Genomic DNA, 17,079 nt, shown 5'->3' on the forward strand with positions numbered 1-17,079 from the left:
GCGGCGAGCCTCTCGCACCTCGCGAACAAAGGATCCTTCATGGCCCTCACCTGCGAAGATCGGCTTGTCATCACCGAGCTGATCGCGATGCACGGACACCTGTGCGACAGCGGAGAACTCGACCGCCTGGACGAGGTGTTCACCACCGACGTCGTCTACGACGTCACGGACTTCGGACAGGAGATCTTGAGAGGGGTGGCGGCATGCGCCGACGCGGGGCGCGCCTTGGGCGACCGCAATCCGGTCGGGCACCATGTCACGAACATCGTCCTGAGCGAACAGGCCGACGGCCGAGTGCACTCACGCTCCAAAGGCATCGGCATCTACGCGGACGGCCGGAGCGGCAGCCTCACCTATGAGGACACCGTCGTTCGCGTGGACCAGGGCTGGCGGATCACCCACCGAAAGGTGCTCGCCCGAAGGGCTCCCCTGGGCAAGTGAGCGCCGTCGCCTCGGCCCGGCAGGCGGCCATCGCGTTCTGCGGTGTGCCATCAGGCGAGAAAGTTATCGTCTGGCGAGAACCCTGAGAACGAACAGGCGATGCCGCGGCGGCCTAGCGGCCGCCGGGCCCCATGGCCACACACCGAGATGCCGACGAGTGTCTGCCCCATCGCTCCGACGATCATGCCGATCGATTCCTCCGGCGACACTGCCGCCGCCCGCAATCGATCGTAAGTCAAAGCTCTCCTCGTCGTGTCTCAGCGTGCTGTCAGGGGGTCTCAGGCGGATGTGCGCGGGATCTCAGGGCCTCCCTGGACAGTGAGGTCATCACTTACATGAGACCTACGGGAGAAGACCCCATGACTTACGCGATCCAGGCAGAGGGCCTGGTGAAGCGGTTCGGCGAGACGGTCGCCCTGAACGGGGTGAGCCTCACGGCGCGTCCTGGCACCGTCCTCGGCGTGCTCGGCCCCAACGGGGCGGGCAAGACCACCGCCGTCCGCATCCTCGCCACCCTGCTGCGACCCGACGGCGGCCGTGCGACCGTGGACGGTCACGACGTCGTCCGTGACGCCCACCAGGTACGGCAGCTGATCGGGCTGACCGGGCAGTACGCCTCGGTCGACGAGATGCTGACCGGCACGGAGAACCTCGTGATGATCGGCCGGCTGCTGGGCCTGTCCCGCGCCGACGCGAAGGCACGCGCGGCGGAGCTGCTGGAGCGGTTCGATCTCTGGGACGCCCGCGACCGCGCGACCAAGACGTACTCCGGTGGCATGCGCCGCCGCCTCGACCTGTCCGCCAGCCTCGTCGGGCGGCCTTCGGTGCTGTTCCTCGACGAGCCGACGACGGGCCTGGACCCGCACGCGCGGGGTGGCCTCTGGGACACGGTCCGCGGCCTGGTCGACGACGGCGTGACGGTCCTGCTGACCACGCAGTACCTGGAGGAGGCCGACCAGCTCGCGGACGACATCGTCGTCATCGACCGCGGTCAGGTCATCGCCAACGGGACGCCCGACCAGCTGAAGACGCAGGTCGGCGGGCAGGTGCTCCAGGTGCGACCGGCGGACGAGCGGGACCGCGAGACGGTCGCGGGTTTGGTCAGCGTCGTGGTCGGCGAGGGGATGCAGATCGAGGGCGACCTGGTCACCGCGCCGGTCACCGATCCGGCCGTGCTGCCGACCGTCGTCCGCCGTCTCGACGACGCGGGCGTGGTGGTGGCCGAGCTGTCGCTGCGCAAGTCGAGCCTGGACGAGGTGTTCCTCGCCCTCACCGGCCACCGCGCCGAGGCCGCCGAAGCCACTCCGGAACTCGTCACCGAAGGGATCCGGGCATGACCGCCTCCACTCTCACCCCACCGCGCACGCTGACGCGGCGCGTCAGCCCCGCCGCGACCCTGCGGCACACGGCGACGCTCGCCTGGCGCAGCCTGGTGCAGATCAAGCACAACCCGATGGAGCTGATCGACCTCAGCCTCCAGCCGATCATGTTCGTGCTGCTGTTCACGTACGTCTTCGGCGGCCAGATGTCCGGCGACCCGGCGAAGTACCTGCAGTTCGCGCTGCCCGGGATCATCGCGCAGAACGCCATGTTCGCCACGATGAACACCGGCTTCATGCTGAACACCGACCTGACGAAGGGAGTCTTCGACCGGCTGCGCAGCCTGCCCATCGGCCGGATGTCGCCGCTGGCCGGCCGGATCGTCGCGGACACGGTCAAGCAGGCCTGGTCCATGGCGATACTGCTCGCGGTCGGCATGCTCATCGGGTTCCGCCTCAAGACCAACGTCGGCGACCTGTTCCTGGCGTTCCTGCTGCTCCTGGTCTTCTCGCTGGCCTTCTCGTGGATCGCCGTGCTGATCGGCGTCCTGGTCGACGAGCCGGACAAGGTGCAGATCTTCGGCTTCACGACGATCTTCCCGCTCAGCTTCACGAGCAGCGCCTTCGCGCGGGTCGACACGATGCCCGGATGGCTGCAGGCCTGGGTCAAGGTGAACCCGGTGACCAACCTCGCCGACGCGACCCGCGGCCTCCTTAACGGCGGCGCCGTCGCCTCACCGGTGATCAAGTCGCTCGTGTGGGCGGCGGCGCTCGCGGTCGTCTTCGCCCCGCTGGCCGTGCGCGCCCTGCGCCGCCGCGTCTGAACACGGAACACCGACGCGGGCCCCGCACGAGCGGCGGCCCGCGTTCTTCCGTCGCCGAAAAACCCTCGGGTGAGCCGCCGCTCAGGCGGTGATGGGGTCGATGCCCAGGTGGTCCGCGACGTCCTCGATCCGCATCGTACGGCCGCGCGCGTACGCCTCGGCGAAGCGTTCGTCGCCGAGTGCCTCACGTGCCGTCCGCTCGATCCGGGGCGGGTCCTCCAGTGACCGGTCCTCGACGCCGCGGATGCCCACGGAGGCCCCGAGGAGCGTCGCGGCCCGCTCGTGATCACCGCGGCGGAGCGCGTGGTCGGCCAGGCCGACGAGGGCCTGCCCGATCACCGGCGCGTCATGGGCCAGCCGCGCGAGCCGGAACGCCTCGACGTGCCGGTCGAGCGCCGCGTCGAGGTCGCCCTCCAGGGCGTGGACCATGCCGAGCTGGGTGTTGACCATCGAGGCGAACTGCGGTGGCCCGCTGCTCCACTCAGCGGCGACGGCGTCCTCCAGCAGGGTCCGGGCGCCGGCCAGGTCACCGCGGCGACGCGCCGACTCGGCGGCGGCGAAGCAGACGAACGCGACCTCCTGGGAGGCCCCACGGCGTTCGGCACCGCGCAGGGCGGCGTCCAGCTCGGCTTCGGCGGCGTCCTCGTCGCCGAGTGCCGTGTACGCGTGGGCCAGGCGCACGCGCAGGTGGCTGGAGTCGTCGGGGCTGCCGAGGTCCAGCGAGTACCGGAGGGCCTCTTCGATGTGTGCCTTCGCGGACAGCGGGTCGCCCCGCCACAGCGCGATCTCGGCGAGCCCGGTCAGCGTCAGCGACATGCCCCACCGCTCGCCGAGTTCCCGGAACGCGTCGAGCGTCGTCGTGAAGTGCTCCTCGATCCGCTCTACCTGGCCAAGGTTGATCAGCGTGTGCCCGCGGACCATCCGCACGGCGGCCTGGAGCCACGGATCGTCCTCGTCGCGAAGGTCGTCCAGGTCCGCGAGCGCCTGTTCGATCCGCCCGTCGAAGAGCTGCAGGGCCAGCGGCGCGATGCGGAGGATGGGATGCAGGTCGCTTGGCGGCAGATCCGCGCACGGCTCCAGGGCGGCCGTGATCCGTCGCAGTATCTCCCCCGTGTCCTGCATCAGGGGGTCGGTGTCGACCCTGCCGATCAGCCAGTACATGGTGGCCATCGCGAAGGCGTGGGCCGGGGTCCTCCCCGGCAGCGCGAGCGCCTCCCGGGCGAGCTGCTGTCCCTCGACGCGCTGCCCGCGCAGGAACCAGAACCAGCCGAGCGCGGCGACGTAGCGTACGGCGAGGGCGGCGTCCTGGACCTCGATGGCCCAGCGCAGCGCGGAATGCAGGTTGTCGTATTCGGCGGTGAGGCGTTCGAGCCACCGCAGCTGCTCGCGGGTGCGCAGCAGGGGCTCGGCCGTCTCGGCCAGCCGGAGGAAGTGGTGGGCGTGCGCACGGCGGACCCGCTGGGTCTCACCGGCCTCGGAGAGCCGCCCGGCGCCGTACGCCCGGATCGTCTCCAGGACGCGGTACCGCCCCGTCCCGTCGATGCCGACGAGCGACTTCTCGACCAGGCCGGTGAGCGCGTCGAGGACGTCGCCGCCGCATACGTCCTCGATGCTGTCGAGGGTCGCGCCGCCCGCGAAGACCGACAGCCGCCGCAGCAGCGCGCGTTCGGGCTCGTCGAGCAGGTCCCAGCTCCAGTCGACGACGGCGCGCAGGGTCTGGTGCCGGGGCAGCGCCGTACGGCTGCCGCCTGTGAGCAGGCGGAACCGGTCGTCGAGGCGGTCCGCGATCTGCGCGGCGGTCATCGTACGGAGGCGGGCGGCGGCCAGTTCGATGGCGAGGGGCATGCCGTCCAGACGGCGGCAGATGGCCAGGACCGCCCCCAGGTCGGCCTCGGGCGCGAAGCCGGGGTGGACCGCGGTGCCGCGCTCGACGAACAGGCGTACGGCGGGGTAGTCGAGCGCCGCTCTCAGGCCGGAGCCCGCATGGGCCGGCGGGTGGGCGTCCACGGACTCGTCGGGTGGGAAGGCGAGCGGGGGCACCGGCCACAGGCACTCCCCGGTGATCCCGAGGGTCTCCCGGCTGGTCGCCAGGACGCGGACGCCGGGGCAGCCGGCGAGCATCCGGTCCACGAGACGGGCGCAGGAGTCGATCAGGTGCTCGCAGTTGTCGAGCACGATCAGGAGGCGTTCGTCGGCCAGGGCGGCGACGAGCCGCTCGACCGGTTCGACGCTGGTGGGCACCGATCCGCGTACGCCGGCGGTCAGCGTGGCCTCGCGGAGCCCGAGCGTGCTCAGCAGCGCCTGGGGGACCTCCCCGGGGTCACCGACCGGGGCGAGCTCGATCAGCCGGACGCCGTCGGGCATGCGCTCGGTGAGACGCGCGGCAGCCTCCACGGCCAGCCGGGTCTTCCCGGCTCCCCCGGGCCCGGTGAGGGTGACGAGGCGGTTCTCCTCCAGCAGCTTGCCGACGCGTTCGATCTCCTCCTCGCGGCCGATGAAACTGGTGAGCCGGGCCGGCAGGTTGCTGCGGCCGCGCGACCGGGCGGGGGTCTGCTCGCCGCGGAGCACGGCGAGGTGGGCGGCCCGGAGCTCCGGCGACGGGTCCACGCCGAGCTCCTCCGCGAGGGTGCGGCGGGCGTCCTCGAAGGTCGCGAGCGCGTCGGCCTGGCGTCCGGCGGCGCACAGCGCCCGCATGTACTGCCCGCGCAGGCGTTCACGGAGGGGGTGCGCGGCGACCAGCGCCTCCAATTCGGCGGTGTCGGCGCGGCCGAGCATCAGCAGCGCCTCGGTGTGCTCCTCGACCGCGGCGACGCGTTGTTCGGTGAGGCGGGAGACGTGCCCTCGGGCGAAGTCGGTGTCGGCGACGTCGGCGAGCGCCGCCCCGCGCCACAGGCTCAGGGCCTCGGCGAGGGCGTCGGCCGCCCGCGCCGGGTCATCGCTCAGCAGCCGCCGCCCCTGGGCGACGAGCCGGTCGAAGCGCCGGACGTCGATCGCATGGTCCTCGACGACCAGCCGGTAGCCCGAGGGGTGAGAGTCGATCACGGCCGCGGGCAGCGCCCTGCGGAGGCGGGAGACCAGCGACTGCAGCGCGTTCGGGGCCCCGGCCGGGGGCTCGCCGTCCCAGACGCCGGCGACCAGACGATCGACGGTCACGACGCGGGAGGCGTCGAGGGCGAGCAGGATGAGGAGCGTGCGCAGGCGTGCGCCGCCCAGCTCCACCGGCCGTCCGGCGTCATCGGTCACCTCGAGGGGGCCGAGCAACGAGATCCGCACGGGTCGATCCTCCCTTGTCCCCCCGGGCGAAGCACCGGCTTTTTGCGGTACCTGGCGAGATATATCTCGATGAGTCTCGCACAAAAAACGGCGGACCGGCCTCTCGGCCGGCCCGCCGTGGGCACCGGATCGCGGATCACACCGCGCGGGCATCGGCCCACGGGCCGGACCCGACCACGGGTGCGCGGGGCCGACGCATAGGCCGGCCCGAGCGCGGGCGGATGAACGCGGACCGGCCTGTCCGCGCGGCCGGCGACGGTTGATCAGGCGGCGCGGTCCTGCCTGCTGGCCAGTTCGAACTCCGCGCGCGGCTGCTCGATGCCACCCATGGACACCGTCTCGCGGCGGAAGAACAGCGCGAGCGTCCAGTCGGCCACCACGCGCACCTTGCGGTTGGTGGTGGGGACCCGCGACAGGTGGTAGGTCCGGTGCATGAACCAGGCGGCGAACCCGCGCAGCTTCACGCCGTACACGTGCGCGACGCCCCGGTAGAGCCCGAGGCTCGCGACCGATCCGGCGTAGGCGTGCCGGTACGGTTTGCGCTCCTTGCCGCGGAGGGTCGCCACGATGTTGTCGGCGAGCCGCTTGGCCTGGCGCACGGCGTGCTGGGCGTTGGGCGCGCAGAACTCACCGGGCTTGGTGAGGTCCGGCACGGCGCCGCAGTCACCGGCCACGAACGCGTCGTCGGCGCCCTCGACGGTGAGGTACTCGGTCGCCACGATGCGTCCCTGCCGGTCCAGGGGCAGGTCGGTGGAGCGGCCCAGCGGGTTGGGCTTGACGCCCGCGGTCCACACCAGCGTGCCCGCGTCGAACTCCGAGCGGTCGTCGAGCACCACGTGGCGGTCGACGGCGGACGTCAGGCGGGTGTGCAGCCGTACGTCGATCCCGCGCCGGCGCAGCTCCTCGACGGTGTAGCGGCCCATCTTGTCGCCGACCTCGGGCAGGATCCGGTCGCTGGCCTCGACGAGCACCCAGCGCATGTCCTGCGGGCCGAGGTCCGGGTAGTAATTCAGGGCGCCGCGCGCCATGTCCTCGAGCTCGGCCAGGGCCTCGACGCCGGCGAAGCCGCCGCCGACGAAGACGAAGGTGAGCGCGCTTCGGCGCACCTCCTCATCGTCGGTGGAGGCGGCGATGTCCAGCTGCGCGAGCACGTGGTTGCGCAGGTGGATGGCCTCGGCCACGTTCTTGAACCCGATGCCGTGCTCGGCGAGGCCGGGGATCGGCAGCGTGCGGGACACCGACCCCGGGGCCATCACGAGGTAGTCGTAGGCGATCTTGGTCGTCGGGCCGGAGATCGGGCGCACGGTCGCGACGTGGTTCGCGTGGTCGACGGAGGCGACCCGCCCGTTCAGGATGCGCGCCTTGGGCAGCACCCGGCGCAGCGGCACGACGACGTGGCGCGCGGCCAGGTGGCCGGCGGCCACCTCGGGCAGGAAGGGCTGGTACGTCATGAACGACTGCGGGTCGACGATCGTGATCGTCGCCTCGTTCGAACGCAGTCGCCGCTGCAGGCGCAGCGCGGTGTACATGCCGACGTAACCGCCGCCGACGATGAGGATGCGGGGAGTGGTCCGGCTCGGGGTCGGGCTCGTGGCCACGGCGATACTCTCCTCGGTTGATTTGTGAAGCCTTTCACAAGCTAGCGCATCGAACCGGACATACCAGCCAGTACTAGCGTTAAGAACCGGAAAACTTCACGTAACAGCCAAGCGCGCAGGTCCGTTCTCGCGCGAATTCCTTCATATATTCCCTCGCGCGGGACACCGACCTCTCCCCTACCCACTGGACGAGACAGCACCGCACGCCCGACGCCTCTAGGGTGAGCCGGACGCCCGGCGCCGATCCGCGGGTGAGGAACGTCGCATCGGAGGCTGCACGGTCCCCCTGATGCGCCGAATGCGCGGACACCGGCCGGGCGCGGCGTACGATCGTCCCCCGGGAGCTGTGTATCGATGATGACCACGTTGTGGCGGCCGGTGTGCCTGGCCGCCGTCGGACTGCTGTCCCTGACCGGCTGCGGCCTCCTCGGACAGAACAAGGTCGTGCGCGGCAGCGTGCCCGACTCGACCACGGTGACCAGTCCGGCGTTCCGCGACGGCGCGCCGATGCCCGTCCGCTTCGCCTGCGCGCAGTACGGCGGCCGGACCAGGACGCCGCCGCTGCACTGGTCGGTCGCGCAGAGCGGCGTCGGCTCCCTCGCGCTCGTCATCGACGACCCCGACTCCCCCAGCGGCGCGTACGTCCACTGGGTGCTGTTCAACATCGACGCCAGGGCGTTCGAACTTCTGGAGAACGTCCCGCCACCGCGCGCCGAGCAGGCGATGAACAGCGCGCACAAGGTCGGGTACGCCCCGCCCTGCCCGCCGAAGGGCGAGGTGCACCGGTACCGCTTCACGCTCTACGCACTGAAGGAGAAGGTCCCCCTGAAGAACGGGGTCAGCCTGGACAAGGCGCTGTTGGCGATCGCCTCGCGTACGATCGCGCGCGGCCGGATGACCGCGACGTTCCGGGGAGCGATGATGTGATGTCCTGGACGGCGGCGCGCCTGAAGTCATCGCTGTGGGCCCTCGGGCCGGCAGGCGAAGGAGTGAGCGGACGGCGCTCGCGGTTCTCAGGACAAGTAGTGTGAAGATAGATGTTCGCGAACCGTATGACAAGGGTCATAGCGGTCGGCAACAATCGGTCTAGCTCCTTGGGGGCCCCGGTGCCGGTGATCATGGGAAGGTCGCCGCGTCGGCGTCGACCGCTAGACCATGGCGTTGGGTGGTAGCTATGTGGGGTCTGATCGTTGTCCTCGGCCTGGTCGCGGTCGTCATTCTCGTCGGGGTGCTCGTCGCCCTGGGCATGAGGGCGAGTCGCGCCGGAGACGAAGACGACTGGATGTCCGACGAGGAGCAGCCCCGGGGCCGCCGCGCCGGCAGATCCCGCGGCCGCCGCGGCCAGGGTGACGAGTCGGCGGAGGAGGAGGCTTACGGCGGCGACATGCGCGTGGCCGGTGCTCCCCTCGCTCCGCAGCACCAGCTGCCCGCCGCGCCCATGGCCGGCCCGCCCCAGCTGCCGCCGCCGGCCCAGGCCCCGGTCCCCGCGGCGCCTCCGGGCAGCCGGCCCACCGAGGAGATGGACGACGACGAGTACTGGTCGACCATCACGTTCGACAAGCCGAAGTTCCCCTGGCGGCAGGACGCCGGGCAACCGTCCGAGGCACGGGGGCAGGACCCCCTCGCCCATCAGGAGGCGGCGCAGCCCCAGCCCATGCCGCTCGCGGGCCCGCAGCCGCAGGGCATGCCGCTCGCGGGCCAGCCTCCGCAGGGCGCCCCGATCGACTCGCCGGCACCGCCGACCAGGCCCCAGCCGGTCGTCCCGGCGTTCGACACGCCCTCGACACCCGACCCGCTCGACGTGTCGCTCCCGTCCTCGCTCGACGTGCCCTCGCGGGCGAGCCAGACCGATCCCGGCGGCTCCGTCCCGGCGTACGGCTCGGCCGACCAGAGCGGCGGCTTCTCCGCACCGGCCTACCCGAGCGAACCGTCCTACTCGTCTGACTCGTCTGACTCGTCCTACTCGTCGGCGCCGTCGTACTCCTCGGAGCCGTCCTACTCCTCGGAGCCGTCGTACGGCGGTGACCGCTCCTACGGCGCGGACCCGGTGGGAGGGTACGGCGACGACCCGCTGAACACCGGCGAACGCCCGGCCTACGGCTCGACCTCCCCCGCCGCGCCGACTCCTCCCCCCGCGTCGCCGGCCCCCTCGCCCCTGGCGCCCTCATCGCCGCTGGGCTCCATCTCCGGCGCGAGTGGAGGCGACGACGGCCCGGTCGTCCCGTCCGTCGACGACCTGCTGGCCAAGATCCAGCGACAGCGCGCCGGAAGCGACGACGCGGCGTCGAATCCCGCCCCGGCGACCCCGGCCTCGCCCGGTCCCGCACCGGCCGGTTACGACCCGCTCACCGACCCGCTGGACACCAGCGAACGCCCCTACCGCTCGTCGTCCTCCACGAGCGGAGGCTGGTCGTCGGACTCGTACACCTCATCCGAGTCCTACGGCGGCGCCTCCGGGGACTCCTACGGCTCCCCGACGCCGGGCTCGTACGGGTCCGACCCCCTGTCGGGCAATTACAACGCGACCGGCGGCTACACCACCCCCTCCTACGACAGCGGCTACGGATCGTCCCCGGCGTACGGAGGTGACTCGCCCTCGTACGGCTCGGGCTCCACGCCCCAGGACGACCCGCTCGGCAACGGGTACACCGGCGGCTCGTCGTCGGACTCGTACGGGTCCTACGGTGCTGGCGGCACGCCCTCCGGCGGCTACCAGACCCCGGGACCGTCCTACGGCAGCGGTTCGGACTACTTCGGGTCCTCGACGCCGGGGCAGGGCTACGACCCCGCCTCCCCGACCCCCGGGACCGGCCAGCCGTCCGATGACGCGAACGCCACGCAGGCCTACCCGACCAGCCCGTACGGCACCTCCTACGGCGACCGCAAGAACGACGACAAGCGTCCCGACGAGTGGAACTCCTACGGCGACCATCGCGGCGGCAGCTGACGTCTCTCGCCCGGCCCAGGGGTCGGTTTTCTCATCCCGGCGGGGTCGGGGGGAGAGACGTCGACCGCGGGATATAAGAATCCCGCCGTGGAGGCGGCGAACCCACGTTCGATTGCATGGCAACCGTTTGACCGCATCAATCACGCTGCGTGAATCTCTCCTACGCAATCCGTACACGGCCAACGCGACTCAGGAGGTCATCCATGCCCCTAAAATTCGTCGGAATCGATCCAAGCACCAATGGGGATAACTGCCCCACTGTGTGGGTCGACGAGACCACCAGCGAGATCGTCATTCAAGGCTGGACCGCCGACCCGGATACTCGGAGGGAATGCCTGGCGACCGGCCCGATACCCGACCACGAAACGGTGCTGCGGCTACCGGCGCGGATGGCACCGATCCTGAAGGAGGCGTGCGATGTCGCCGGAGGTCCCATCGTTCAATGACCTGCTGGCCGAATGCGACGAGTCGGCCGTCCACCTGGAGATGCGGGACAGCTACACGCCCTTCGATCCCGTCTTCCTCGACTGGAGGGCGGGGCGCCGGATCGACGGGCCTGAGCGGTACCCCGAATGGTTCGACCTCGTACGGACCACCATCGCCCGCGGTGTCCAGATGCGGCGCATACGCATCGTGTCGGAACCGCTGGCGGACTTCATCCGTTTCGAGTACGACGTAACGAAAGGGCTGAACGTCGCGGCCGGCGAGCAGGTACGGTGGCTGCCTCGCCGGCAGGCCTCGGATCTGGCCCTGCCCGGGAACGACTTCTGGGTGTTCGACGGCCGGATCGCCCGATTCGGTTATTTCACAGGTGACGGGGACTTCGTCGACCACGACGTCTGGGAGGATCCTGACGTGGTGAAGCTATGCACTTCCGCCTTCGAGGCGGCCTGGGAACGCGGGATCGATCACGATGACTATCGCCCCGCCTGAGCGCCCTCGCCCGTCGCGAGGGGCCGCCGTGTCCATGACATCGCCGTCGTCATCGGTTCAGGCGGCCCGCCAGGCCATCGCCGACCGGCTGCGGGAGATCAGGGTCGACGCCGGCCTGACCGCCAAGGCGCTCGCCGCCGCCGCCGAATGGGACCGCACCAAGGTCTCCAAGATCGAGCACGCCTCCCGGCCGCCCTCCGCCGACGACATACGCCGCTGGTGCGCCGTCTGCAAGGCCGACGACCAGTCCGCCGATCTCGTGGCCTCGGTGCGGAGCGTCGAGGGCGCCTACGTCGAGTGGCGACGGCTCCAGCGCACCGGCCTGCGCCGGCTCCAGGAGTCGCGCGTCCCGCTGTACGAGCGGACCCACAACTTCCGGGTCTACTGCTCGCAGGTCGTCCCCGGGCTTTTCCAGACGCCCGCCTACGCCGGCGCGCTCCTGTCGGCCATCACGACCTTCCACGGCAACCCCAACGACGTGGAGGAGGCGGTCGCCGCCCGGATGGCCCGCTCGCACGTCGTACGGGACGGCGACCACCGGTTCGCCGTGCTCGTCGAGGAGGCGGTGCTCCGTTACCGGGTCGGCGGTTCCGACACGATGGCCGGGCAGCTGAACCATCTCCTGGACATCATGACGCTGCCGTCGGTGTCCCTCGGCGTCATCCCCTTCGAGCACGGGGGCCGCCGGATGTGGACGCTCGAGGCCTTCAACATCTTCGACTCCGCGCAGGTGTCGGTGGAGCTCCTGTCGGCGGCGGTGACGGTGACGACCCCCGGCGAGGTGGAGCTCTACACCAAGGCGTTCGGTGAGCTGTCCGGGATGGCGGTCTTCGGCACGGCGGCGCGGACGCTGATCTCCGACGCGATCGACGCCCTCGACTGAGGTCCTGCGCCGAAGTCCTGTGCCACACTCGGGCACACTCCTCGCACGCGGCGGGTCGGCGACTTTAACGTCACGGCAGTGGCCGAAGATCCCGCGCGATGAGGAGACGCCCATGGGCGAGGAGACCATCACCTCGTCAGTCGTCCGGCACCTTCACGAACTGCGAGGTGCCCTCGACCAAGCCGGCTTCGAGACCACACTCGACCATACCTACGGCGCGGCCCCGTATCTCCGTGCTACCAACCGGCACGCACCCGTCATGTCGGAGACGATCCGCTGCGAGCACCACATCGTCGACGGCGACGCGTACTGGTTCTTCTACTCCTGGGGCCAGCCGATCTGCCCGGCGGCGGACAAGGGCTTAGCGGCCCGGGAGATCAGCCGCGTCATCGGAAACCGATGATGACCGCCCCTCACCCCCGGACGGACATATGAGCTACGACCAGGAGCTGACGGAGTTCCGGCGAATCCTCGACGAGATGACCGTGGTCGGACACCTCCGCCGCGACGCGGAGCTCGCCGAGCTGCACCGACTGATCGGGCGCTATCCCGACGAGGCACGCGAGATGTGCGCCAAGTTCGACGGTGCGTACGAGAAGCCCGCGTGAGCGAGCCCCTGGGCCGATCACGTGAACGGACCGGGCCGCGGCGGCGGTGACCACGCCCCCGCCTCCGCGGCTCGCCCATGCTCAGGCCTCGTCGCTCAGGCCTCGTCGCCGCCCGAGGCTCACCGGCACGGCGCGGACCACATCCTCGTCTACGTCACCCGCCAGGGGTACAACGCCCTCACCCAGCCCCTGCGCTGGAGCGACCTGGAGCTCGTTGCGTAAGACGGCCAAGTACACGCCGGCCGGCGACTACATCGTCGACAACCTCCGCGCCCCGGGCCGTACGGGCCGCCACGTCGTCTTCACGATCTGGCAGGCCTCGCACATGGACCAGGCGTTCTTCTTCTGCAGCGACGTCAACTTCAGCTGACCTGCGAACCGTTCCGGCCCGCTGGCCCCCGCTGGGCGCGGGGACCGGCGGCCGTACGGGTCATGAGCGCATCGCGCCGAATGCTCGGTGACCGCGCCTGCGAAACGGGACAACACCCCCGGACCGCCCTCGAGCAGGACCGTCGACCGAGTGATCCGCTCGCCGCGGCGGACGACAGCGCGGTGGGCGCGGCTTCTACCGCCCGGCATGGCCGGACCGGTGGGCGTCTCGGTCCGTGGACAGTGCGAGGGCGCGCTGGTCGTCGAGGGCGCGCACCCTCTCGGTGAGCGCCTCGCGGACCATGGCGTAGGCGTCGGAGCCGAGAAGCTGTCGTCGCGGCGGGTCGTCCGACTCGGCGATGCGGATCATCGCCTCGGCCATCTTCCGCAGATCTCCCGGCATGTCGTTCTCGCTGACGCCGGTGCCCCGCAGCCACGGCGTCAGCTCCGTGCCCTCGTAGACGTCCAATGCGGGCGCGCGCGGCGGCTCTCCACCGCCGTAGAAGCTCGTGCCCGCCATGCCCGGCTCGATGAGCGTCGTACGGATGCCGAACCGCTCCACCTCCTGCGCGTACGCCTCGAAGAAGCCCTCGATGGCCCATTTCGTCAGGTGGTAGACCGACAGGCCCGGGAAGGCGACCTGCCCGCCCATGCTCGACACCTGGAGCAGCCGGCCACCGCCCTGCGCCCGGAAGTGCGGCGTGACGGCCCGGGCGAGCTGGACGGAGCCAAGGACGTTGGTGGCGATCTGCTGCTGGATCTGGTCGTCGGTCATCTCCTCGGCCGCGCCGAACACGCCGATGCCGGCGTTGGAGATGACGACGTCGACCCGGCCGAGCTCGGCGAACGCCTCATCCACGACGCGACGTACGGCGGCGGTGTCGGTCACGTCGAGGGCGCGGCGCCACAGCCGGTCGCCGTGCTCGGCGGCGAGGTCGCCGAGGCGTGAGGGCGTGCGAAGGGTGGCCGCGACGGTGTCGCCGCGGCGCAAGAGCTGTTCGGTGAGCTCTCGCCCGAAGCCGGTCGAGGTGCCGGTGATGAACCAGGTGGAAGTCACGATCTCTCCTTATTGCCATCGAAGCATCAATGCTAACTTAGCATTCTTATGCTGGATGGCAATGATGCCAGAGCGGTAGCATGAGGGCATGCTGGAGACCCCAGACCGCCGGGAGCGCAAAAAGCGACGCACCCGCGCGCTCATCCGCGAGACCGCGCTCGAACTGTTCGCATCCGCCGGGTACGACGCGACCACGATCAAGGCGATCGCGGACGCCGCCGACGTCGCCCCACGGACCGTCACGCTGCACTTCCCCGCCAAAGAGGACATGCTCGCCCTCGACGACCCCTTCGGTCCCGAGTCCCTCGCGACCCGGCTGGCCGCACGAGGCGACGGTGAGACGGCGCTCGCCGCACTCCGCGACTGGATGATCACGACGATCCGCGCCATCGAGGAGGGCGACCCGGAGGAGGCGCGGCGCTTCTGGCGGTTGCGGGCGCTGCGCGCCCAGGTGATCGCGGACGATGAGGCACTACGCGGCCGCACCCGCGCGTCGTACGTCAAGGCCGAACGGGTCCTCGCCGCAGCCCTCGGAGCGGACCTGGGGCTGCCACCGACCGCACTGGTGCCCCGGCTCGCGGCACAGGCGGCCGTGACCGGTCTCCGCGAGGTCTACGAGGCGGACGAGGCCCGGACGGCCGGTCCGGAGCCACGCGCCGCCGATCTCGTGCCGCTCGTCGACCGCGTCATCGAGTTCGTCCACGCAGGCCTCGCCGCCGTACGCGGGCTTCCCCGCGGCAGGCCCACGTAGCATCACCGATGTGATCACAACGCCAGAAGACGGGCCGCGGCTTCTCGCCATCAGCGACCTCCACGTCGCGTACCCGGAGAACCGGAAACTGGTGGAGGAACTGCGTCCGTACTCCGGTGACGACTGGCTGCTCGTCGCCGGCGACGTCGGTGAGAACCTCGACGACATCGAATGGGCGCTCGACACGCTGCGCCGGCGCTTCGCGACCGTCGTGTGGACGTCCGGCAACCACGAGCTGTGGACCCCACGCGGCGACACGACCGGGCTGCGCGGCGAGGACCGCTACCTGCGGCTGGTCGAGCTCTGCCGGGGCATGGGCGTCCTCACGCCGGAGGACCCGTACCCGGTCTGGACAGGCCCCGGCGGCCCGGCCGTGATCGCACCGCTCTTCCTGCTGTACGACTACACGTTCCGCCCCGACGGCGCCGCCACCCAGGAGGCCGCCCTCGCGCAGGCGAACGCGGAGGGCGTGGTCTGCACCGACGAGTTCTTCCTGCATCCGGACCCGTACCCGAACCGCGAGTCCTGGTGCCGGGCCCGGCTGACGGCGACCGAAAAGCGGCTGGCGGAGCTCGACCCGGAGCTTCCCACCGTGCTCGTGAACCACTATCCCCTGGTACGGGAGCCCACCCGCGTCCTGCGGTACCCGGTGTTCGCCCAGTGGTGCGGCACCGTGCACACCGCCGACTGGCACGTGCGCTTCCGCGCGGCCGCAGCCGTCTACGGCCACCTGCACATCCCGCGGACCACCTACTACGACGGCGTACGGTTCGAGGAGGTGTCGGTCGGCTACCCGCGCGAGTGGCAGAAACGCCCCGTCAAGCCGACCCTGCGGCAGATCCTTCCGGCCCCGGAAACCCCGTGATCGAGGAGCTGCGGAACCCGGCGTACGGTGGGGCCGCCTGCTGTTCAGCGCGAAAGAGCCGGTCTACAAGGCGTGGTTCCCGCTGACCCGCCGCTGGCTGGGCTTCGAGGGCGCGAAGGCTGCGCGCCGGTCCGCGCAGCGAATCTCGGCTTCGAGTCAGTATCGGTCGTCCTCCGGGAGCGGCGACGCTCGGGCGGTCCGTAGGCTCGGGGCGTGATCTGGAGTCTCCTCGGGGCGATCGCCGCGGCCGTGTGCTTCGGCACGGCGAGTGTGCTGCAGGCGCTGGCGGCGCGTGCGGCACCAGCGAGCACGGGCGTCGACCCCCGCCTGTTGGTCCGCCTGGTCCGTCGGCTTCCGTTCCTACTCGGTACAGGCTTGGACCTTCTGGGCTTCGCCGCCGAACTGGCCGCGTTGCGGTCGTTGCCGCTGTTCGTGGTGCAGGCGATGGTCGCAGGCAACCTGGCGGTGACCGCGGTGGTCGCCGCCCGGGTCCTGCACTTTCGGCTGGCGGTGCGAGAGTGGGCCGCCGTGGCGGCGGTGTGCATCGGCCTGGCTCTGCTGGGGCTGGCCGCCGGGCACGAGAACCCTGCGGCGGTGAGCCTGACGTTCCGGATGGCGCTGCTCGGGTGTGTCGTCGTGATCGCCGTGGTCGGGGCCGCGGCGGGGCGGCTTCGCGGGGCGATCAGGTCTGCGGTGCTCGGTCTGATCGCTGGACTGGGCTTCGGCCTCGTGGCCATCGGCGCACGGGTTCTAGTGAGCCTGTCTCCTCTTGATCTGCTGCGCGACCCGGCGACGTACGTCGTGGCGGGCGGCGGGCTGGTGGCGTTCCTGTTCTTCGCCACGGCGCTGCAGCGCGGCTCGGTGACCACGACCACCGCGGCGATGGTCGTTGCCGAGACCGTCGTGCCCGCGCTGGTCGGGGTTCTCCTTCTGGGCGACGGCACCCGTCATGGGTACGCCTGGAGCGCTGTGCTGGGATTCGTCATCGCAGTCGGCGGCACGCTCGCCCTCGCCCGCTTCGGGGAACCTGCCACCGAGACCGACAAGGTGAGACCTTCCTCAGCGTCCTTTCAGTGAGCCCGCGTGCGGGGCGCGGCTACGCGTGCAGAGGCGATCAGCGTGTCGGTTGTGGGGCCGTAAGGTTGATCGCTGACTCCGGCCGGGTGGTCTTGATCATCTGGGGGGGGCGAGGTGGTGTTGGAGGCCAAGCG

Annotated in this window: 18 protein-coding genes and 1 pseudogene; 16 read left to right on the forward strand and 3 right to left on the reverse strand. The window is 70.9% G+C overall.

Going from position 1 to position 17,079, the window contains the following annotated elements; genetic code table 11:
- The first annotated feature begins 39 nt into the window (after positions 1–39).
- The 3 genes from NE236_RS39860 to NE236_RS39870 all read left to right on the forward strand — a co-directional run bounded on the left by NE236_RS39860 (position 40) and on the right by NE236_RS39870 (position 2,584).
- A complete protein-coding gene (locus NE236_RS39860; protein ID WP_252847489.1) occupies positions 40–441 on the forward strand; it encodes a nuclear transport factor 2 family protein in 402 nt (133 codons plus the stop codon).
- A 359-nt stretch (positions 442–800) separates the two neighbouring features.
- The gene (locus NE236_RS39865) at positions 801–1,778 is read left to right on the forward strand and encodes an ATP-binding cassette domain-containing protein (protein WP_252847490.1); all 978 of its coding nucleotides are present in this window, start codon (positions 801–803) and stop codon (positions 1,776–1,778) included.
- The gene (locus tag NE236_RS39870) at positions 1,775–2,584 is read left to right on the forward strand and encodes an ABC transporter permease (RefSeq protein ID WP_252847491.1); all 810 of its coding nucleotides are present in this window, start codon (positions 1,775–1,777) and stop codon (positions 2,582–2,584) included. Before NE236_RS39865 ends, NE236_RS39870 begins: the two co-directional genes overlap by 4 nt.
- 81 nt (positions 2,585–2,665) lie before the next feature.
- On the opposite strand, the gene NE236_RS39875 is transcribed toward NE236_RS39870, so the two are convergent.
- Positions 2,666–5,857 carry an AfsR/SARP family transcriptional regulator gene (locus NE236_RS39875; protein ID WP_252847492.1) on the reverse strand — a complete coding sequence of 1,064 codons (3,192 nt, stop codon included), beginning with the start codon at positions 5,855–5,857 and terminating at the stop codon, positions 2,666–2,668.
- 263 nt (positions 5,858–6,120) lie between these two features.
- Positions 6,121–7,455 (reverse strand): NAD(P)/FAD-dependent oxidoreductase, encoded by a 1,335-nt coding sequence (locus tag NE236_RS39880; protein ID WP_308209212.1) that lies wholly within the window; start codon positions 7,453–7,455, stop codon positions 6,121–6,123.
- A gap of 354 nt (positions 7,456–7,809) precedes the next feature.
- Here NE236_RS39880 and NE236_RS39885 point away from each other — a divergent pair, with 354 nt between their 5' ends.
- The 9 genes from NE236_RS39885 (at position 7,810) to NE236_RS39925 (ending at position 13,196) form a co-directional block, all read left to right on the forward strand.
- On the forward strand, positions 7,810–8,382 hold the full coding sequence (locus NE236_RS39885; RefSeq protein ID WP_252847493.1) for a YbhB/YbcL family Raf kinase inhibitor-like protein: 573 nt from the start codon (positions 7,810–7,812) through the stop codon (positions 8,380–8,382).
- A gap of 247 nt (positions 8,383–8,629) precedes the next feature.
- On the forward strand, positions 8,630–10,402 hold the full coding sequence (locus tag NE236_RS39890) for a hypothetical protein (RefSeq protein ID WP_252847494.1): 1,773 nt from the start codon (positions 8,630–8,632) through the stop codon (positions 10,400–10,402).
- A gap of 203 nt (positions 10,403–10,605) precedes the next feature.
- Positions 10,606–10,848 carry a hypothetical protein gene (locus NE236_RS39895; RefSeq protein ID WP_252847495.1) on the forward strand — a complete coding sequence of 81 codons (243 nt, stop codon included), beginning with the start codon at positions 10,606–10,608 and terminating at the stop codon, positions 10,846–10,848.
- On the forward strand, positions 10,820–11,335 hold the full coding sequence (locus NE236_RS39900) for a DUF6879 family protein (protein WP_252847496.1): 516 nt from the start codon (positions 10,820–10,822) through the stop codon (positions 11,333–11,335). The genes NE236_RS39895 and NE236_RS39900 overlap by 29 nt, the downstream gene beginning before the upstream one ends.
- A 34-nt stretch (positions 11,336–11,369) precedes the next feature.
- A complete protein-coding gene (locus tag NE236_RS39905) occupies positions 11,370–12,218 on the forward strand; it encodes a DUF5753 domain-containing protein (protein ID WP_252847546.1) in 849 nt (282 codons plus the stop codon).
- Positions 12,219–12,330: 112 nt separating this feature from the next.
- The gene (locus NE236_RS39910) at positions 12,331–12,621 is read left to right on the forward strand and encodes a hypothetical protein (RefSeq protein WP_252847497.1); all 291 of its coding nucleotides are present in this window, start codon (positions 12,331–12,333) and stop codon (positions 12,619–12,621) included.
- A 28-nt stretch (positions 12,622–12,649) separates the two neighbouring features.
- Positions 12,650–12,826, forward strand: coding sequence for a hypothetical protein (locus NE236_RS39915; RefSeq protein WP_252847498.1), 177 nt, complete (start codon positions 12,650–12,652; stop codon positions 12,824–12,826).
- A gap of 21 nt (positions 12,827–12,847) precedes the next feature.
- Positions 12,848–13,048: a lytic polysaccharide monooxygenase gene (locus NE236_RS39920; RefSeq protein WP_252847499.1), complete on the forward strand. Its 201-nt coding sequence runs from the start codon at positions 12,848–12,850 to the stop codon at positions 13,046–13,048.
- Positions 13,041–13,196, forward strand: coding sequence for a lytic polysaccharide monooxygenase (locus NE236_RS39925; protein WP_252847500.1), 156 nt, complete (start codon positions 13,041–13,043; stop codon positions 13,194–13,196). Before NE236_RS39920 ends, NE236_RS39925 begins: the two co-directional genes overlap by 8 nt.
- A 195-nt stretch (positions 13,197–13,391) precedes the next feature.
- Here NE236_RS39925 and NE236_RS39930 read toward each other — a convergent pair whose 3' ends face one another.
- Positions 13,392–14,252, reverse strand: coding sequence for an SDR family oxidoreductase (locus NE236_RS39930; RefSeq protein WP_252847501.1), 861 nt, complete (start codon positions 14,250–14,252; stop codon positions 13,392–13,394).
- Between the two features lie 88 nt (positions 14,253–14,340).
- On the opposite strand from NE236_RS39930, the gene NE236_RS39935 reads away from it, so the two are divergent.
- From NE236_RS39935 to NE236_RS39950, 4 genes and pseudogenes are all read left to right on the forward strand, one after another.
- Complete coding sequence (locus tag NE236_RS39935) at positions 14,341–15,003, forward strand: TetR/AcrR family transcriptional regulator (protein WP_252847502.1); 663 nt, start codon at positions 14,341–14,343, stop codon at positions 15,001–15,003.
- Positions 15,004–15,013: 10 nt separating this feature from the next.
- Positions 15,014–15,868, forward strand: coding sequence for a metallophosphoesterase family protein (locus NE236_RS39940; protein ID WP_252847503.1), 855 nt, complete (start codon positions 15,014–15,016; stop codon positions 15,866–15,868).
- Between the two features lie 28 nt (positions 15,869–15,896).
- Positions 15,897–16,085, forward strand: a pseudogene (locus NE236_RS45425) (4'-phosphopantetheinyl transferase superfamily protein); the annotation flags it as partial.
- Positions 16,082–16,945 (forward strand): DMT family protein, encoded by an 864-nt coding sequence (locus NE236_RS39950; RefSeq protein ID WP_252847504.1) that lies wholly within the window; start codon positions 16,082–16,084, stop codon positions 16,943–16,945. The pseudogene NE236_RS45425 and the gene NE236_RS39950, both read left to right, overlap by 4 nt.
- The last annotated feature ends 134 nt before the right edge of the window (positions 16,946–17,079 follow it).

Source organism: Actinoallomurus purpureus, assembly GCF_024055795.1.
GTDB classification, from domain to species: Bacteria; Actinomycetota; Actinomycetes; order Streptosporangiales; family Streptosporangiaceae; genus Actinoallomurus; species Actinoallomurus purpureus.

Excerpts from the sequence above, each read along its gene's own strand:
- NE236_RS39860 (WP_252847489.1), top strand. The coding sequence starts at position 40 with ATGGCCCTCACCTGCGAAGATCGGCTTGTCATCACCGAGCTGATCGCG.
- NE236_RS39865 (WP_252847490.1), top strand. The coding sequence starts at position 801 with ATGACTTACGCGATCCAGGCAGAGGGCCTGGTGAAGCGGTTCGGCGAG.
- NE236_RS39870 (WP_252847491.1), top strand. The coding sequence starts at position 1,775 with ATGACCGCCTCCACTCTCACCCCACCGCGCACGCTGACGCGGCGCGTC.
- NE236_RS39885 (WP_252847493.1), top strand. The coding sequence starts at position 7,810 with ATGATGACCACGTTGTGGCGGCCGGTGTGCCTGGCCGCCGTCGGACTG.
- NE236_RS39890 (WP_252847494.1), top strand. The coding sequence starts at position 8,630 with ATGTGGGGTCTGATCGTTGTCCTCGGCCTGGTCGCGGTCGTCATTCTC.
- NE236_RS39895 (WP_252847495.1), top strand. The coding sequence starts at position 10,606 with ATGCCCCTAAAATTCGTCGGAATCGATCCAAGCACCAATGGGGATAAC.
- NE236_RS39900 (WP_252847496.1), top strand. The coding sequence starts at position 10,820 with ATGTCGCCGGAGGTCCCATCGTTCAATGACCTGCTGGCCGAATGCGAC.
- NE236_RS39905 (WP_252847546.1), top strand. The coding sequence starts at position 11,370 with ATGACATCGCCGTCGTCATCGGTTCAGGCGGCCCGCCAGGCCATCGCC.
- NE236_RS39910 (WP_252847497.1), top strand. The coding sequence starts at position 12,331 with ATGGGCGAGGAGACCATCACCTCGTCAGTCGTCCGGCACCTTCACGAA.
- NE236_RS39915 (WP_252847498.1), top strand. The coding sequence starts at position 12,650 with ATGAGCTACGACCAGGAGCTGACGGAGTTCCGGCGAATCCTCGACGAG.
- NE236_RS39935 (WP_252847502.1), top strand. The coding sequence starts at position 14,341 with ATGCTGGAGACCCCAGACCGCCGGGAGCGCAAAAAGCGACGCACCCGC.